This window comes from Puerhibacterium puerhi (assembly GCF_009846865.1).
GTDB classification, from domain to species: domain Bacteria; phylum Actinomycetota; class Actinomycetes; order Actinomycetales; family Cellulomonadaceae; genus Puerhibacterium; species Puerhibacterium puerhi.
In genome coordinates this window covers 1-16,139 of sequence record NZ_WUWN01000024.1, presented here as the reverse complement: position 1 = coordinate 16,139, position 16,139 = coordinate 1, and the positions used below count along the sequence as shown (strand labels likewise).

13 protein-coding genes and 1 pseudogene are annotated in these 16,139 nt (G+C 76.6%); 7 read left to right on the top strand and 7 right to left on the bottom strand.

All coding sequences use genetic code 11. From position 1 onward, the window contains the following. The first annotated feature begins 26 nt into the window (after nt 1–26). On the top strand, nt 27–1,334 hold the full coding sequence (locus GSF02_RS12800) for an MFS transporter (protein WP_201308916.1): 1,308 nt from the start codon (nt 27–29) through the stop codon (nt 1,332–1,334). 45 nt (nt 1,335–1,379) lie between these two features. Here GSF02_RS12800 and GSF02_RS12795 read toward each other — a convergent pair whose 3' ends face one another. The 3 genes from GSF02_RS12795 to GSF02_RS12785 form a co-directional block, all read right to left on the bottom strand. After that, nucleotides 1,380–2,171 (bottom strand): GNAT family N-acetyltransferase, encoded by a 792-nt coding sequence (locus GSF02_RS12795; RefSeq protein ID WP_159797033.1) that lies wholly within the window; start codon nt 2,169–2,171, stop codon nt 1,380–1,382. A 72-nt stretch (nt 2,172–2,243) separates the two neighbouring features. Next, nucleotides 2,244–3,116, bottom strand: coding sequence for an alpha/beta fold hydrolase (locus GSF02_RS12790; protein ID WP_159797030.1), 873 nt, complete (start codon nt 3,114–3,116; stop codon nt 2,244–2,246). A 79-nt stretch (nt 3,117–3,195) separates the two neighbouring features. After that, nucleotides 3,196–3,660 (bottom strand): SgcJ/EcaC family oxidoreductase, encoded by a 465-nt coding sequence (locus tag GSF02_RS12785; protein WP_159797027.1) that lies wholly within the window; start codon nt 3,658–3,660, stop codon nt 3,196–3,198. 85 nt (nt 3,661–3,745) lie between these two features. Between GSF02_RS12785 and GSF02_RS12780 the strand changes: the two genes are divergently transcribed. The 3 genes from GSF02_RS12780 (at nt 3,746) to GSF02_RS12770 (ending at nt 9,155) form a co-directional block, all read left to right on the top strand. After that, on the top strand, nt 3,746–4,303 hold the full coding sequence (locus GSF02_RS12780) for a MarR family winged helix-turn-helix transcriptional regulator (protein WP_159797024.1): 558 nt from the start codon (nt 3,746–3,748) through the stop codon (nt 4,301–4,303). A 343-nt stretch (nt 4,304–4,646) separates the two neighbouring features. Continuing rightward, complete coding sequence (locus GSF02_RS12775; RefSeq protein WP_159797021.1) at nt 4,647–8,894, top strand: hypothetical protein; 4,248 nt, start codon at nt 4,647–4,649, stop codon at nt 8,892–8,894. A 30-nt stretch (nt 8,895–8,924) separates the two neighbouring features. Beyond that, the gene (locus tag GSF02_RS12770) at nt 8,925–9,155 is read left to right on the top strand and encodes a hypothetical protein (RefSeq protein ID WP_159797018.1); all 231 of its coding nucleotides are present in this window, start codon (nt 8,925–8,927) and stop codon (nt 9,153–9,155) included. Nucleotides 9,156–9,240: 85 nt separating this feature from the next. On the opposite strand, the gene mscL is transcribed toward GSF02_RS12770, so the two are convergent. The 3 genes from mscL to GSF02_RS12755 all read right to left on the bottom strand — a co-directional run bounded on the left by mscL (nt 9,241) and on the right by GSF02_RS12755 (nt 11,022). After that, nucleotides 9,241–9,669: a large conductance mechanosensitive channel protein MscL gene (gene mscL / locus GSF02_RS12765; RefSeq protein WP_159797015.1), complete on the bottom strand. Its 429-nt coding sequence runs from the start codon at nt 9,667–9,669 to the stop codon at nt 9,241–9,243. Between the two features lie 158 nt (nt 9,670–9,827). Further along, entirely contained in the window at nt 9,828–10,547 is a 720-nt protein-coding gene (locus tag GSF02_RS12760) for an RcpC/CpaB family pilus assembly protein (protein WP_159797012.1), read from the bottom strand. A gap of 190 nt (nt 10,548–10,737) precedes the next feature. Further along, nucleotides 10,738–11,022: an FmdB family zinc ribbon protein gene (locus tag GSF02_RS12755; protein WP_159797009.1), complete on the bottom strand. Its 285-nt coding sequence runs from the start codon at nt 11,020–11,022 to the stop codon at nt 10,738–10,740. Nucleotides 11,023–11,255: 233 nt separating this feature from the next. On the opposite strand from GSF02_RS12755, the gene GSF02_RS12750 reads away from it, so the two are divergent. After that, nucleotides 11,256–13,985 carry a penicillin acylase family protein gene (locus tag GSF02_RS12750; protein ID WP_235915543.1) on the top strand — a complete coding sequence of 910 codons (2,730 nt, stop codon included), beginning with the start codon at nt 11,256–11,258 and terminating at the stop codon, nt 13,983–13,985. Nucleotides 13,986–14,012: 27 nt separating this feature from the next. On the opposite strand, the gene GSF02_RS12745 is transcribed toward GSF02_RS12750, so the two are convergent. Beyond that, nucleotides 14,013–14,663 (bottom strand): 5-formyltetrahydrofolate cyclo-ligase, encoded by a 651-nt coding sequence (locus tag GSF02_RS12745; RefSeq protein WP_159797006.1) that lies wholly within the window; start codon nt 14,661–14,663, stop codon nt 14,013–14,015. Nucleotides 14,664–14,744: 81 nt separating this feature from the next. Here GSF02_RS12745 and GSF02_RS12740 point away from each other — a divergent pair, with 81 nt between their 5' ends. Further along, nucleotides 14,745–15,377 (top strand): GNAT family N-acetyltransferase, encoded by a 633-nt coding sequence (locus GSF02_RS12740; RefSeq protein ID WP_159797122.1) that lies wholly within the window; start codon nt 14,745–14,747, stop codon nt 15,375–15,377. Between the two features lie 91 nt (nt 15,378–15,468). Next, nucleotides 15,469–16,139, top strand: a pseudogene (locus GSF02_RS12735) (hypothetical protein); the annotation flags it as partial.

Genomic DNA, 16,139 nt, shown 5'->3' with positions numbered 1-16,139 from the left:
CCGCTCCGCCGTAGGCTCTCGTGCTCGTGAGCGCACTGGCGGAGGTCCTCGTCCCGGCCCGCCTGGGGCGGCCGTTCCGCTGGCTGCTCGCGTCCTCCTGGGTCAGCAACCTCGGCGACGGCATCGCGCTCGCGGCGGGGCCGCTGCTGGTGGCCTCCCAGACCGACTCGGCGTTCCTCGTGGCGCTCGCGGCGCTGCTGCAGCGCCTGCCGTGGCTGGTGTTCGGCCTGTGGGCCGGCGCGCTCGCCGACCGTCTGGACCGCCGCCGCGTCGTCATGGCCGCCAACACCGCGCGCGCCGCCGTCGTGGCCGCGCTCGCCGTCACCATCGTCACCGGCCACGTCGACGTCACGGTCGTGCTCGTCGCGATGCTGCTGCACGGTGTCGCGGAGGTCTTCGCCGACACCACCACCTCCACGCTGCTGCCCGCGCTCGTGCGCAAGCAGGACCTCGGCGTCGGCAACCACCGCGTCCAGGCCGGCCAGCTGACGGTCAACCAGCTGGTCGGCCCGCCGCTCGGCGCGTTCCTGTTCGCCGCCGGCGCCGCCTGGCCGTTCGTCGCCCAGCTGGTGTGCATCGCGCTGGCCGTGGTGCTGGTCGCGCGGATCGCGGCGTCGCCGGCGCCCGACGGCGCCCCGGGCCTGGCGCGCAGAGCGCCCGCCGAGCACACCCACGTGCGCCGGGACGTCGCCGAGGGCCTGCGGTGGATCGCGGGCCACGCGCCCGTGCGCACGCTCGCGCTGGTCATCCTCGTGTTCAACGTGACGTGGGCGGCCGCCTGGTCGGTGCTCGTGCTGTGGTCGCGCGACCACCTCGGCATGAGCGAGGTGGGCTACGGCCTGCTGACGACGGCGTCGGCCGTCGGCGGCATCGTCGGCACCGCGCTGTACGGGCGGATCGAGCGCCGCTTCTCCCTGGCCACCGTGATGCGGGTCTGCCTGCTGCTGGAGGTCGTGACCCACCTCGCCCTGGCGCTGACCACCACGGGCTGGCTGGCGATCGTGATCATGGCCGAGTTCGGCGCGTACGCGTTCGTGTGGGGCACCGTGTCGAACACCGTGCGCCAGCGCGCGGTGCCCCAGCGGTTCCAGGGTCGCGTCAGCGCCGTCTACCTGATGTGCCTGTTCGGCGGCCTGGTGGCCGGCCAGGCCCTCGGCGGCGTGATCGCCGAGCACTGGGGCCTGACGGCCCCGTTCTGGTTCGCGTTCGTGGGCGCCGGTGTCACGCTCGCGCTCGTGTGGCGCCAGCTCGCGCACATCGCGCACGCCGACGCCGACGACGAGACGCCGCCGACGGGCCACGCCGCCGAGCCCGCGGACGACGCCGCCCGCTGAGCGGCCGCCGTGCCGCTCAGCCGTGCCGCTCAGCCACGGTGCGGATCAGCCGCGGCGCCAGAGGTACGGCGTCGTGGTGGAGACCTTCACCAGCCCGGAGCGCTCGAGGATCGGGCGCGAGTACTCGGTGGAGTCGCTGTGGATCAGCGTGCGGCCCTGACGCAGGGCGGAGCGGGCGCGCGCGGCGGTCAGGGCCCGGTAGGTGCCGCGCCCGCGCCACTCCGGTCGCGAGGCGCCGCCCCAGATCCCGGCGAACTGCGTGCCGGGCACCGGCTCCAGCCGGCCGGCCGTCAACACCCGACCCTGCGCCTCGGCCACCCACAGCTCCGTGCCGTCGCCGGCGGCCAGCCGGCGCAGCACGTCGTCCGCCATCTCCGGGCGCGGCGGCCCGCCGAAGACCTCGTCCTGCATCGCGCATGCCGCGCGCACGTCGGCCTCGGCGGTCACCCGCCGCAACGTGACGCCGTCCGGCAGGGGCACGTCGACGGCGAGGGCGCTCGCCTCGCCGACCATCACCGACTCCGGCTCGTCGGGCTCGAAGCCGTGCTCGACGAGCGCGTCGTGCAGGCCCGGCGCGTGGTCGTGCCCGCGGGTCTTCCACTCCGCCCGCGTGACCGCGGGGTCGGCGGCGAAGTGCTCGCGCGCCGCGGCGACGAGGTCGCGGACGCCGGCGGCGTCGGCGCCGGCGAGGTCGCGGTAGGTGACGAAGCCGCGCCCGCCGCGGAAGGTCGCCAGGTGCAGCGGGCCGTGCCGCGTCACCGCGACGGCGTCGTACGTCTCGGCGGCGGTGCGCAGCTGGTCGTCGTACGCCGCGAGCAGCTCGGTGGGGGAGGCCATGGGCGCAGTGTGGCGCGGGCGGGCGCGCACGTCACGGACAATCCGGCGCGGACCGCCCCGGCGGGCCGTGGCTCAGGGCCGCGGCTCGGCGAGGAAGTCGGCCAGGTCCGCGGCGAGCGCCTCGGGCGCCTCCTCGGCGACGTGGTGGCCGGAGTCGATGCCGTGGCCGGTGACGTCCGGCGCCCACGCGCGCCACACCGCCACCGGGTCGCCGTAGAGCTGCTCGAGGTCGTCCCGCGTCGACCACAGCACCAGGGTCGGGCACCGCACGTGCCGGCCGGCCGCGCGGTCGGCCTCCTCGTCGCGGCGGTCGACGGTCAGCCCGGCGCGGTAGTCCTCGAGCATCGCCCGCACGACGTCGGGGTCGTGCACCGCCGCGCGCCACTCGGCGTGGTTCTCGGCTCCCATGACCGCCGGGTCGCCGTGGTACCAGGCGTCGGGGTCGGCGGTGATGACCCGCTCGGGCACCTCGGGCTGGGCGTAGAAGAACCAGTGCCACCACGCCGTGGCGAACTCCGGGGTGATGCGGGCCAGGTGCTCCGAGACCGGCAGCGCGTCCAGGAACGCGGCCCGCAGGACGGCGTCGGGGTGGTCGAGCGCGAGGCGCAGCGCCACGGCCCCGCCGCGGTCGTGCCCGGCCAGCAGGAAGCGGTCGTGGCCCAGGTGCTGCATGACCCGCACCATGTCGCCCGCCACGGCGCGCTTGGAGTGCGGCGCGTGGTCGGCGGCCGGCGCGGGGCCGCGCGAGCGCCCGTAGCCGCGCAGGTCGGGGCACACGACGGTGAAGCCGCGCTCGACGAGCAGCGGCGCCACGCGGTGCCAGGTGGCCGACGTGCGGGGGTGGCCGTGCAGCAGCAGCACCGGGGGGCCGGCGCTGCCGCCGTGGCGCACGAAGATCGACGCCTCGCCGGTGTCGACGTGCTCGGTCTCGAAGCCCTCGAACATCCGGCCACGCTACGGCGAGGCCGGTCGACGCGCGCGGACGGCCGGTCGGTGGTGCCGGCGCACAGCGCCTGACCGGGCCTCAGCGGACCGCGAGCGGCCGGCGCTCGGCCGGGACGAGGCCGGGGGCGCTCCGGAAGGAGACGGCCTCCAGGAGCGGGCGGCGCCTGGTGTTCTGGAACGCGGCGATCCGCCACTCGCCGTCGGCCTCCCGCACCAGCACGTACGTCTGCACCTTGTGCAGCCGGTCGGGACGGCGGCCCTTGTACGTGTCGCCGCTCCCGGTGACCACCGCCGTGCCGGGGGCCGGGAAGCGGACGTCGCGCACCTCGTCCGCGAGCCGCGTGCCGGCCAGGAACCTCGCCCACAGGGTCCGGTGGCTCTCCGCGATCTCGTCGCGCCCCTGGTAGCACGTGCCCACGTAGGTGACGTAGGTGGCGTCCGCGGTGAAGCAGGCGCCGTAGGCGTCGGCGTCGTGGCGGCCCCAGGCCTCCACGAGCCGGTCGATGACGCCGAGGACTGCCGTCCGGTCGTCGTGATCCCGCATGATCCCCTCCGGTCGTTATGCTGAGCAAGAAGGTGCAGCAGTGCAACATCTGCACGCACGCAGATACTAGGGAGGGGTGCCGGGGATGGCAAGGGAGTCGGTGGGGCGGTCGCCGGGAGAGCCGACGAGCGAGCCGGCAGGGGAGCCGCCGGCGGCGGCGCAGCAGGACCGCCACGGGGTCTTCCGGCGGTACCTCGACGCCGTGGGCCTGCACGGGATGGCGGGCGCGGAGGCCGCCGGGCTGGGCGCCTCGGAGTGGTACGCCCTGAGCGCGCTGGACCTCGAGGGGCCGATGACGGCGGGCGAGCTGTCCGCCCGCACGGGCCTGACCACCGGCGCCACGACCCGGCTGGTCGACCGCCTCGAGCGCGCGGGGCTCGTGCGGCGCGCCGCCGACCCGGCCGACCGCCGCAAGGTGCTCGTGCACGTGGTCACCGACGCGCTCGCGGGCGTCGACGAGGTCGTCGCGCCGGCGCGTCGCCGGATCGCGCAGGTGCTGGCGACCTACACCCCGCAGCAGCAGGAGGTGCTGTTCGACTACTTCGCGCGGGCCGCGCCGGCCTACCGCGAGGCCACGCGCGAGGTCCGTGCGGCCACCGCGGCCCGTCGCGCCGGCGGCGCGGCGCGCAGCGCGGGCGGGTAGCGCGCGACCCCGCGCGGCGTCCTCCCGCGGCGCCCCCGCGGACGTCTCGAACGCGTTTGGACGCATGTCCGAGTTGTGGTTGACTCGGGGGGTCGGGAGGGTCACACTCTCTCGTGACAGACGCGCATCGCCCGCCCCCTGCGCGGTGCGCCTGTCGTTCGCCGGGTCACCACCCGGCCGCGATGCCCTTCGGACCCCCTGCCGGAGGGCATCGCGCTGTCCGGGGTCGGTTCGGCGGTGCGGTCGGCGCCCCGGGCGCCGCGGCACCCGCACGATCCCGGGCTTGACGCGCTCTCGGCGTGCCGTCGCCGCAGCGGCGCGCGGCGCGCTTAGCGTGGCGGGCGTGAACGCCGTCCGACGCACCTCTGCCGAGCACGCGGTCGAGCAGTCGGCCGTGTCGTCGGCCCCGAGCGGTCCCGACGACGCGCCCGAGCGCCCGCGCCTCGTCACCCCGCCGGCCCCCGAGGAGCTGGTGACCGACGCCGTGCGCCGCTGGCGCGCCGGCCTCGTCGAGCAGGTCGGTGACTCCACGCTCGCCGACGTCGGCCTCCTCGGCGAGGCGATCATCGACCTCACCGCCGCGCACCCCTCGGGCGTCGCCCAGCTCTTCGCCGGCCGCCCCACCCGCCTGTCGAACCTCGTGCGCGAGGGCGCCGCGCTGCCCGCCGCGCGCCGGCGCGCCCGCGCCGTCGCCGCCCGCTCCGCCGAGCACGCCCAGCGCTTCGGCGTCGCGCCCACCTACCTGGCCATCGGCGTCGCGACCTGGACCGAGCCGGCCGACGGCGCGGCGTCGGAGCACCCGCGCGGCGACGTCGCGGCGCTCGCCCGCGTCGCCGGCAGCCGCCCCGAGGTCGAGGACGCCGCGCCGTTCACCCAGTCGCTGCCCGTGGTGACCATGGGCGGCCCGCGGCACGCGGCGCCGTCCGACGACGCGGCCACGGCGGCCGACGCCCTGGCCCTGTTCGGGCCGGCCGCCGGGCCGGCCGCCGGGGCGGGCGGCGACGTCGCCCCGGCCGGCGACGCGCCGCGGCGCACCGTGCACGCCCCGGTGCTGCTGCGCCCGGTGACCCTGACCCGGCGCGGCGACGAGGACGACTTCGACCTCACGCTCGACGCGACGGCCGAGATCAACCCCGTCGTGGCCCGCACGCTGCGCCGGCACGGCGCCCTGCTCGACGCCGCCTCCCTGTCGCAGGCGACGTTCACGCTCGGCGGGTTCGAGCCGTCGCCGGTGCTGGAGCGCATCGCGGCGCTGGGGGAGGCCGTGCTCGAGGGCTTCCAGCTCGAGCAGCGCGTGCTCGTCGGCACGTTCGTCCACCCGGGCCAGGCGCTCGTCGAGGACCTCGACGCGCTCGCCCCCACGCTCGTGCGCCACGAGGTGGTCGCGGCGCTGGCCGGTGTCGACGCCGCGGCCGACGCGATCGCCGCCCTCGAGGTGCCCGCCCCGGCCCCCGGCGACCCGGACCCGGCGTACGAGCGCGGCGTCGGCGACCTCGACCCGCTGCAGCGCCACGTGGTCGACGCGCTGGCCACGGGCAGCCACCTGTACGTCGACGCCCCGGTGGGGGCCGACGTCGCCGGCACCGTCGCGGCGATCGTCGCCGAGGCCGCGGCCGCCGGTCGCTCCGTGCTGTACGTGACGGGCCACCGCCGCGCCGCCGACGCGCTCGCCGCGCGCCTCGGCTCGCTCGACCTCGACGGCCTGCTGGTCGACGTGCCGCCGCACCCCACGTGGCGCGAGGACGTGGCCCGGCGCCTGCTGGCGGCCATGGCCAGCGAGCCCGAGCACGTCGACGACGAGGCGGCCACGCGCATCCGCGACGCGCTCATCGGCGCCCGCGCGCAGCTCGCCGGCTACATCTCGGCGCTGCACCAGCCGCGTTCCCCGTGGAACGTCTCCGCCTACGACGCGCTGCAGGCGCTCGCGCGGCTCACCGCCGAGCGCCCCGCGCCGTCGACCACCGTGCGCCTGCACGCCGACACCGCGCTGCGGCTCGACGCCGACGCCCGCCGCGCGGCGGCCGCCGACCTGCGCCGTGCCGCGGAGCTGGGCGCGTTCACGATCCGCGCCACGTCCACCCCCTGGTACGGGGCGCACCTGCTCACCGACGACGACGCCCGCGAGGCGCTCGTGCGGGTGCAGCGGCTCAAGGACACGACGCTGCCGCAGCTGCGCCGGCAGATCGCCTACGTCACCGAGGTGACCGGGCTGACCACGCCCACGACGGTGGACGCCTTCGGCGAGCAGCTGCGGATGCTCGGCGGGATGCGCGGCACCCTCGACGTGTTCCACCCGATGGTGTTCGAGCGCACCGCCGCCGACCTCGTGCAGGCCACGGCGAGCCGGAAGTGGCGCACCGAGAACGGCGTCGAGATGGGCTGGTTCACCCGCCGGCGGCTGCACAAGCGGGCCAAGGACATGGTGCGCCCGGGCGTGCGCGTGCCCGACCTGCACGCCGCGCTGGTGCAGGTGCAGCAGCAGCGCGACATCTGGGCCGAGCACTCCCAGCGCGGCGGGTGGCCGGTGCTGCCCGAGGGGCTGTCGTCCATCGAGGACACCCACGAGGCGGTGCGCATCGACCTCGACGGGCTGGAGCCGGTGCTGGGCACCACGCCGCTGGGCGGGGGGCTGACGGCGCTCGACCTCGACGTCCTCGCCGAGCGGCTCGAGCGGCTGGCCGAGGACGCCGACGCGCTCGAGAGCCTGCCGGAGCGCACGGCCGCGCTGCGCCGCGCCGAGGCCGCCGGCATCGGCCCGCTCATCGAGGACCTCGCGGCGCGGCGCACGCCGCCCCCGCTGGTCGAGGCCGAGCTGGAGCTGGCGTGGTGGTCGTCGGTGTTCGAGCAGATCCTCGCCGCCGACCCGGCCCTGGCCGGGCAGGACGGCGCGGGTCTCGACGCCCTGGCGCGGCGGTTCCGCGAGCTCGACCGGCGGCACGTCGCGGCGCTGTCGGCGCCGGTGCGCGCCGCCGTGCGCGCCCACCTGGGCACCGCGATGCGCGAGCACCGCGACGACGCCGAGGCGCTGTTCACCGAGCTCATCGAGGGCCGCCTGACGTCGCTGCGCGACCTCGCCGTGCGGCACGGCGAGGTGCTGCGGCGCCTGCGCCCCGTCATGGTCTCGACGCCGACGCTGGTGCCGCACCTGCTGCCGGCCGAGCGGAGCGTGGACCTCGTGGTGCTCGACGCCGTGCAGCACGTGGCGCTCGAGTCGGTGGTCCCGGCGCTGGCCCGCGGCGTGCAGGTCGTGGTGGTCGGCGACGTCCGCTCGGCGTCCGGCACTGCCGTGCACGAGCTGGCCCGCCTGCTGCCGCGCGTGACGCTCCTGCCGCGTGAGTCGCGCCGCGACCACGAGCTGACCCGCCTGCTGGCCGAGCACGGCTACGCCGACCTGGTGCGCCCGGCCCCGCTGCCGCGCGCCGAGGCGCTCGTGCACTTCGACCTGGTCCACGGCTCCGGCATGCCCGACCCGGTCTCCGGCACCGTCGAGTCCACCCAGGCCGAGGTGGACCGCGTCGTCGAGATCGCCATCGAGCACGCGCTGACCCGGCCCGAGGAGACGCTCGGCATCGTCACCGTCACCGAGGTGCACGCCGACCGCATCCGCCAGGCGCTGCTCGCCGAGGTGCGCGCCAACCCGGCCCTGGCCCCGTTCTTCTCCGGCTCCCGCCCGGAGCCGGTCGTGGTCGCGGACATCACCGGCGTGGCCGGCCTGTCGCGCGACGCGATCGTGCTGACCCTCGGGTTCGGCCGCACGCCGCACGGGCGCGTGCTGCACCGGTTCGGCGTGCTGGGGGAGCCCGGCGGCCAGGCGATGCTGCTCGGCACCCTCGGCGCCGCCCGCCGGCGGCTGCGCGTGGTGACCTGCTTCTCGGCCGCCGACCTCGACCCCGAGCGCCTGCGCGGCGCCGGCCCGCGCCTGCTCGCCGACGTGCTGGCGTTCGCGCAGCGCCGCGCCGACGTGGCCGACCAGGTGCAGCTGGGCAACGGCGTGGACGTCTCGAGCGCCCCGGACCGGCTGCTCGTCGATCTCGGGGAGCGGCTCTGGCGGCTCGGCTACCTGGTCGAGACCAACTACGGCCTGCCGGACGGCGACCGCATCCCGCTCGTCGTCGGGCACCCGGACCTGCCCAACGAGCTGCTCGTCGCCGTGCTGACCGACGACGCCGCGTACGTGGCGGAGCCGTCGGTGCGCGTGCGCGACCGCCAGCTCGCCGAGCGGCTCGAGCGCCTCGGCTGGGTGGTCACCCAGGTGTGGTCGGCCGCCGCGTTCCTCGACCCCGACGGCGAGGCCGACCGCGTGCGCCGGCTGGTGCAGCGGGTCCGCGACGCGCGGATCGGCACCGTCGGCGGCGTCGTGGCGCCGCGCGAGATCGTGGTGCCCGTGCTGCCGGAGGAGGACGAGCCCGAGGACGAGCCCGGCGAGGTGCTGCCGGAGGGCGTGCCGTTCGCCGACGTCCGCTCCGAGGACGCGCTGCCCGGCGACGTGCCCGACGCGCTGACGGACGAGCCGCGCCCGGCCGACGGCACTGACTCGGCGTCGGGCGACGCGGCGTGGGGCGACGCGGGGTCGGGTGACCGGCCCGCCTGACCCGGGCCGGCGGTGGCGGACAATGGTCGGGTGACCGACCGTGCGACCTCCCGGCCCGACGAGCCCACCGCTGACGGGACCGGGGCGGACCCCGCAGCCGCGGACGACGCCCAGCCCCGCCGACGCCGGCACCGCCGCGTCGTGCGGCAGGGCACCGAGCGCGAGTCGGTGCTCGGGCTGCCCGCCGACGAGCGGGGCAGCCACGGCGAGAACGACGAGCGGCTGCTGCGCGACGTGCCGCCGCACTGGGGCCGCCGCTGAGCCCACCTCCAGGTCGTGGGTACGGAACACGCCGGCCGATCCGCAGATCGGCCGGCGGGCTCCCTACCCACGAACTGGGCGCTCGTCAGACGCGCGGGCCGCCGTTCGGGTGGTTCGGTGTGCTGGCGCCGGTCGAGGCCGCGAGCAGGTCGCGGATCTCCTGGAGCAGCAGCACGTCCTCGGCCGGTGCCTTGGGCTCGGGCTCGTCGCCGCTCTTGCGGCGGCGCTGCAGGGCGTTCACCGGCGCGACGACGCAGAAGTACAGCGCGGCGGCCACGAGCAGGAAGTTGAGCACGGCCTGGAGCACCAGGCCGATGCTGAACGTCGCACCGTTGATCGGGAACGTCCCGACCGTGGAGATGTCCGGCTGGCCGAAGAGCGCGGCGATGAGCGGGTTGAGGATGCCATCGACCAGTCCGGTGACGATCGCGGTGAACGCGCCGCCGATGATGATGCCGACGGCGAGGTCCAGGACGTTCCCGCGCAGGATGAAGTCCTTGAATCCCTTGAGCATGCGTGTCCCCCTGAGGCCGGGTCGGGCGGTGGGCCGGTGCGGACGGCGCCGGCCCGACGTCGGGGTCGATGCTCGCGGGGCTCGCGGGGGAACGCAAGGGGACGCTCGGGACGTCTCGCGCGAGCGGCGCCCGGGCGGCAGCGGCGGGCGGCGCCCCCTCAGGGCACGAGCACCGCGCCCACCGTGCCCGAGCCGGACGCCGCGGAGACGGCCGGCGCCTCCTCGGGGCTGACGGCGAGCAGCGTGGCGTCGGTGGTGCCGGCGGCCGCGCCGCCCCCGAGCAGCCCGCCGCCGGACGGCTCGTCCCGCTGGCGACCTGCCGACGGCAGCACCAGCGCCCCGCGCGCGAGATAGGCGGCGTCGGGGGAGTCGGGGTCGGGCGCGGCGGTCGTCACGAGGTCGACCCGGTCGCCGGGCCGCAGCAGGTCGGCCGCGGTGCCGTCGAGCACTACGGGCACCACGACGGCGCCGGCCGGGGCCTGCGCCACGACCTCGCCGCCCGCGACGAGCTCGCGGGTCAGCGGCAGCCCGGCGGGGAGCGCCACCGCGGGCGTGCGCCCCACGGCGGCCCCGAGGTCGTCGAGCGCGTCCTCGGGCACCGCCTCCACCGGCAGGGCGCGCACGGCGACGTCGTCGTCGGACACGGCCTGCCCGGGCGCGAGCGTCCGCACGGGCACGACGACGTCGACGGTGGGCGGCGCCGGTGGCCGCAGCGCGTGCACGGCTGCCGTGACCGCCAGGCCGCAGCAGGCGGCGGCCAGCACGAACCGGGACCGCCACAGCCACGCCAGCGCCCGCCGGCGCGCGCGGCTGCGCGCCGCCGGCGCGGCGAGGTCGGGGGCGGGCGGGCGGCGGGTTCCGAGGCGCAGCGGGCTCATGCCCGGGACGCTAGGGCCCCTCCGCGCGCGCCGGGCACGGTGCTCGGCCGGGCTGTGGACGACGCGTGGGCGGGGCGCGCCGGGGGCGGACTCAGCGCCGTGCCGTGCCGGCGCACCGGCCGCTGCGCGGCACCGCAGTCGCGCCGGCCGGCCGTGCCCGAGGACGCGCTCCGCCCTCAGGCCCGGTGCGTCAGGACGCGGTCTTGGCGCTCGACGAGCCGGACGACGACGAGCTCGACGACGAGCTCGACGACGACGAGCTCGACGACGACGAGGAGCTGGACGACGAGGTCGACGACCCGCGGGAGTCGGTGCGGTAGAAGCCGGAGCCCTTGAACGTCACGCCCACCGTGCCGTACTGCTTGCGCAGCGTGCCGCCGCACTCGGGGCACACGGTGAGGGCGTCGTCGCTGAACGACTGGTGGATGTCGAAGGCGTGGCCGCAGTCGGCGCACCGGTAGGCGTAGGTGGGCACGTGGCTCTCCTCAAGGGACCGTGGGGACGGGTGCGCGCGGTCACCGGGCCGCTGCTGGCACTCGTGCTTACCGAGTGCCAATGATACGCAGGGCCGCAACATTCCCGCCGCAGCGCGTGGCGTGCACCGCACCGGGGTGTTGCCACGCGTGCCCAGCCGGCCCGCGCCCCCGGCCCGCGCCCCCGGCCCGGTCCGTCGAGGGCGGGTGAAAAGCCCGGGGTAGCCTCTCCTGCGTGTCCGTCACCCCGCCGCCCGCAGCCACGTCCGACGAGACGGTCGAGGAGACGCCGGTGCCCAGGCGCCGTGGTTCTCGGCTCCGCCGCGTGCTCGTGGGAGTCGCGGCCTTGGTCGCGGTCGTGCTCGTGGCGGCGGTGGCGTTCGGCACCGTGACGGTGCGCAAGCCGCTGCCCGACGTGGACGCCGCGGTGCAGATGGACGGGCTCGACGGCGAGGTGACCGTCCAGCGGGACGCCCGCGGCGTGCCGCAGATCACCGCCGGCAAGCCCGAGGACCTCTTCCGGGCGCAGGGCTACGTCCAGGCCCAGGACCGGTTCTTCGAGATGGACTACCGCCGCCACGTGACGGCGGGCCGGCTCGCCGAGCTCGTGGGCGACGTGCCCGCGGCGATCCAGGCCGACAAGGTGATCCGCACCTTCGGCTGGCGCCGCGTGGCGCAGCAGGAGCTCGAGATGCTGACGCCGGAGACCCGGGCGTACCTGCAGGCGTACGCCGACGGCGTCAACGCCTACCTCGACAGCCGCAGCACCGACGAGCTCGCCGTGGAGTACACGGTGCTCGGGATGACCACCCGCATCGAGAAGCCGGAGCCGTGGGACCCGGTGGACTCGCTCGCGTGGCTCAAGGCGATGGCCTGGGACCTGCGCGGGAACTACGACGCGGAGCTCGACCGCGCCCTGGCCTACTCCACCGTGGGCGACGTGCGGGCGGTCGACGAGCTCTTCCCGTCGTACGCCGAGGGCGGCAACGGCACCATCCTCCAGCCCGCCGACCTCTCCACCGCCGACGACGGCGCGACCGGCGACGGCGGTGGCGACGGCGCGACCGGCGACGCGCAGGCGGCCCCGGCCGCGTCCGACGCCGCGCCCGCCGCTGGCGCCGTGGTGACCGAGGCCGCGTCGGACGCCCCGATGCCGCGCGGCGGCGCCGTGCTCGGCCACGCCCTGGCCTCGGCGCGCGACGCCCTCGACGCCGTCCCGACGCTCGTCGGCCGGGGCGAGGGCACGGGCTCCAACTCCTGGGTCGTGTCGGGGGAGCACACCGCCTCGGGCAAGCCGATGCTGGCGAACGACCCGCACCTGGCGCTGTCGCAGCCGAACGTGTGGGCGCAGGTCGGCCTGCACTGCGAGACCGTGGACGACGCCTGCCCGTTCGACGTCGCGGGCTTCTCCTTCGCCGGCTTCCCGGGCGTGATCATCGGGCACAACGGCGACCTGGCGTGGGGCCTGACCAACATGGGCGCCGACGTCACCGACTTCTTCATCGAGCGGGTGCGGGACGACACCTACCAGCGCGGCGACGACTGGCAGCCGCTCGACGTCCGCACGGAGACCATCCGCGTGGCGGGCTCGACGCCGATCGACATCACCGTGCGCAGCACGGCGCACGGGCCGATCGTCTCCGACGTGCTCGAGGACCTCGACGCGGTCACGGGGTCGCCGACGACGTCCGGCACGGAGCTGGGCACCTACGCCGTCTCGCTGGCGTGGACGGCCCTGCAGCCGGGCCGCACCGCCGACGCCGTCTTCGCCTTCGACACCGCCCGCTCGGCCGACGACGTCCGCGCCGCGGCGGAGCTGTTCGAGGTGCCGGCGCAGAGCATCGTGTTCGCCACCGCCGACGGCCACATCGGCTACCAGGCCCCGGGCCGCGTGCCCGTGCGCGCCGAGGTCGCGGGCAGCCCGGTGCCGAGCGACGGCTCGTGGCCGCGCGACGGGCGCGACCCGGCGTACGACTGGCAGGGCTGGGTGCCCGCCGACCAGATGCCGAGCGCGCTGGACCCCGCCGGCGGCGTCATCGTCGCGGCGAACCAGGCGGTGCTGCCCGACGGCACCGGCCCGTTCCTCGCCTCCGACTGGGACTACGGCTTCCGCTCGGAGCGCATCGGCACCCTGCTGCAGCAGCAGATCGACGCCGGCCGCAAGCTGACCGTCGAGGACATGGGCGCCGTCCAGCAGGACGACTGGAGCGCCTACGCCCAGGTGCTGCTGCCGGCGCTGCTCGCCGTCGACATCGACGACGACTACGACGCCGCCGGGCAGGAGCTGCTGGCCGACTGGGACGGCCACATGGACGCCGACTCGCCGGCCGCCGCCTACTTCGCCGCGGTGTGGCGCAACCTGCTGCAGAGCGCGTTCTGGGACGACCTGCCCGAGGAGATGCGGCCCGACGGCGGCTCCCGGTGGCTCGTGGTCGTGCGCGACATGCTCGAGCGCCCGGACGACCGGTTCTGGGACGACCGCTCCACGCTCAACGTGGTGGAGTCGCGCGACGAGATCCTCACCCAGGCGCTGGTGAGCGCCCGCCGCGACCTGACCGTCGAGCTGAGCAAGGACCCCTCGGACTGGCGCTGGGGCGACCTGCACACGCTGCGCCTGAAGCACCCGGTGCTCGGCGGCGACTCGGTGCCGGCACCGGTGCGCGCGCTGTTCAACCCGTCGCCGGTGAAGATGTCCGGCACGTCGTCGGTGGTGAACGCGACCGGCTGGGACGCGGGGACGGGCAGCTTCGCCGTCACGACGGGCCCCTCGATGCGGATGGTCGTGGACATGGGCGACCTCGACGCCTCCACGTGGGTCACCGCGACGGGTTCGTCCGGGCACCCGGCGTCGAAGCACTACGACGACCAGCTCGAGGCGTGGGCGGCGGGCGAGACGTTCCCCTTCCCGTTCACCCCCGAGGCCGTGCGCGCGGCCGCCGTCGACGAGCTGACGATGCGGCCGTGACGGCGGACGGCCCCTGACCGGCGGGGCTCAGAACAGCCGCTGCCAGCCCTCCGGGGTGACGACGGCGTGCACGGGCATGTCGTGCTCCTCGGCCGGCAGCGGCCGCTGCACGACGTCGTAGACCTCCTCGGGGAAGACCATCGCGACGACGGGCACGCCGGGCCGGGCCTGCTTGAGCACGCGGTCGTACCAGCCGCCGCCCTGGCCCAGCCGCACGCCGCCGGTGTCGACGGCGAGCGCGGGGGCGACGACGACGTCGGCGTCCAGGATCGCCTCGGCCCCCAGGGTCGGGCCGCTCGGCTCCGGCGGGCGGCCGGGGGCGCGCTCGCGCAAGTCGTCGGGGCCGTGGTACTCGGCCCAGTCGCGGGCCAGGCCGGCGCCCAGCACGGGCAGCAGCACGCGGGTGCCGCGGGCGGCGAGCTGCTCGAGCAGCACGTCGGTGCCGGGCTCGGCGGGGCGCGCCGCGTACGTGGCCACGCAGCGGGCGTCGCGCACCTCCGGCATCTCCGCGAGGGCCTCGGCGAGCGCGACGGCGGCCTCGGCGCGCAGGCGGGGCGGACGTGCCAGACGCTGGGCACGGATGGCGCGGCGCAGCTCTTCCTTGGCGTCGGCGGGCTCCATGCCCGGCATCACGGGATACGGCTGGTTCCGTGCGGGGCTGTTGGAGTCGCGACGCATGGGCACATTGTGTCAGTGTCCGTCCCGAACGCCGGGCTGCCGTGCCCGGCAGCGCGGGAGGCTCGGGTGGCGCAGGGACTGATGAAGGAGTGGGCGACGGTGAGCAGGTCGTGGCCGGTGACCCTGCGGGACGACTCCCCGCGCGGGTCGGTGGTGCTGCGGCCGCTGCGACGCCGGGACGCCCACGCGTGGCTGCGGCTCCGCCAGGAGAACCGGGCGTGGCTGGAACCCTGGGAGGCGACGTCGCCCGGCTACCACGCGGAGCCGGCCGCGACGTTCGGCGAGTACGTGCGCACCCTGACCCAGCAGGCGCGCGCCGGCACGACGCTGCCGTTCGCGGTCGAGCTCGACGGGGCGCTGGTGGGCCAGCTGACGGTCTCCTCGATCGCCTACGGCTCGCTGTGCTCGGCGTCGATCGGCTACTGGGTCTCGCGGGACGTGGCCGGCCGCGGCGTCATCCCCACCGCCGTCGCGATGGCCACCGACTACTGCTTCGCGGTGCTGGGCCTGCACCGCATCGAGGTGAACATCCGCCCCGAGAACGAGCGCAGCCTGCGCGTGGTCGAGAAGCTCGGCTTCCGCGACGAGGGCCTGCGGCGTCGCTACCTGCACATCCAGGGGGAGTGGCGCGACCACCGGACGTTCGCGCTGACCACGGAGGACGTGCCGGGCGGGCTGCTCGGGCGCTGGCAGCGCACCCGCGACGCCGTCTGACCTCCGCCGACACGCCTTCGCGACGGTCGGCTTGACGGACACGCCGCGAGTACTCCACGCGCGGCGGCTCCGGCTCCCCTAACGTCGTGGCGTGGAATCGTCGGCAGCAGGTCTCGCAGCGCTCGCGCTGTTCGTCCTGTGGCTGGGTTACTGGGTGCCGCGCAAGGCCCGGCACCGTCAGCAGCTGGTCGAGGCCCGCGTGGAGGACAGGTTCTCCGGCGGGCTGCGGGTGCTGGCGGTGGCCGCCGGGCCCGTGACGGAGGGGCCGCTCGAGCCCCGTTCGACCGTGCCGCTCCTGGCGCCCGGCCACGGGGGCGTCCGCGCGCGCCTGCTGGAGCGCACCGCCGCGCCCGACGACCGGCCCACCCCCGGCAGCGGCGCCGGCGGCCGGCGCACGACGGGCACCACCAGCACGACGGGCACCACCAGCACGACGGACACCCGACGAGGGGAGCACTCGATGCAGGACAGCCGCGAGTCCCGCCTGGCGGTCTTGGAGGAGCGCGCCCGCCGGGCGCGCCGGCGGCTCGTCCTGACGCTCGTCCTGCTCGTCGCCACCGCAGCCGCGTGGGCCGCCGTCGCGGCGGCGCTGCTCGTCTGGTGGGCCGCCCTGGTGCCCACGGCGCTGCTGGGCGTCGTGCTGGTGCTGGGCCGGCTCGCGGCCGTGTCCGCGCGCCGGGCCGACGAGCGCCGGGCTGCCGAGCGCCGGGCCGCGGAGCGCCAGGCGGCCCAGGCGCGCTCGCTGGCGGCCGGCGGCCCCCG

Excerpts from the sequence above, each read along its gene's own strand:
- mscL (WP_159797015.1), bottom strand. The coding sequence starts at position 9,669 with ATGCTCAAGGGATTCAAGGACTTCATCCTGCGCGGGAACGTCCTGGAC.
- GSF02_RS12785 (WP_159797027.1), bottom strand. The coding sequence starts at position 3,660 with ATGCGGGATCACGACGACCGGACGGCAGTCCTCGGCGTCATCGACCGG.
- GSF02_RS12740 (WP_159797122.1), top strand. The coding sequence starts at position 14,745 with ATGAAGGAGTGGGCGACGGTGAGCAGGTCGTGGCCGGTGACCCTGCGG.
- GSF02_RS12790 (WP_159797030.1), bottom strand. The coding sequence starts at position 3,116 with ATGTTCGAGGGCTTCGAGACCGAGCACGTCGACACCGGCGAGGCGTCG.
- GSF02_RS12760 (WP_159797012.1), bottom strand. The coding sequence starts at position 10,547 with ATGAGCCCGCTGCGCCTCGGAACCCGCCGCCCGCCCGCCCCCGACCTC.
- GSF02_RS12795 (WP_159797033.1), bottom strand. The coding sequence starts at position 2,171 with ATGGCCTCCCCCACCGAGCTGCTCGCGGCGTACGACGACCAGCTGCGC.
- GSF02_RS12780 (WP_159797024.1), top strand. The coding sequence starts at position 3,746 with ATGGCAAGGGAGTCGGTGGGGCGGTCGCCGGGAGAGCCGACGAGCGAG.
- GSF02_RS12745 (WP_159797006.1), bottom strand. The coding sequence starts at position 14,663 with ATGCGTCGCGACTCCAACAGCCCCGCACGGAACCAGCCGTATCCCGTG.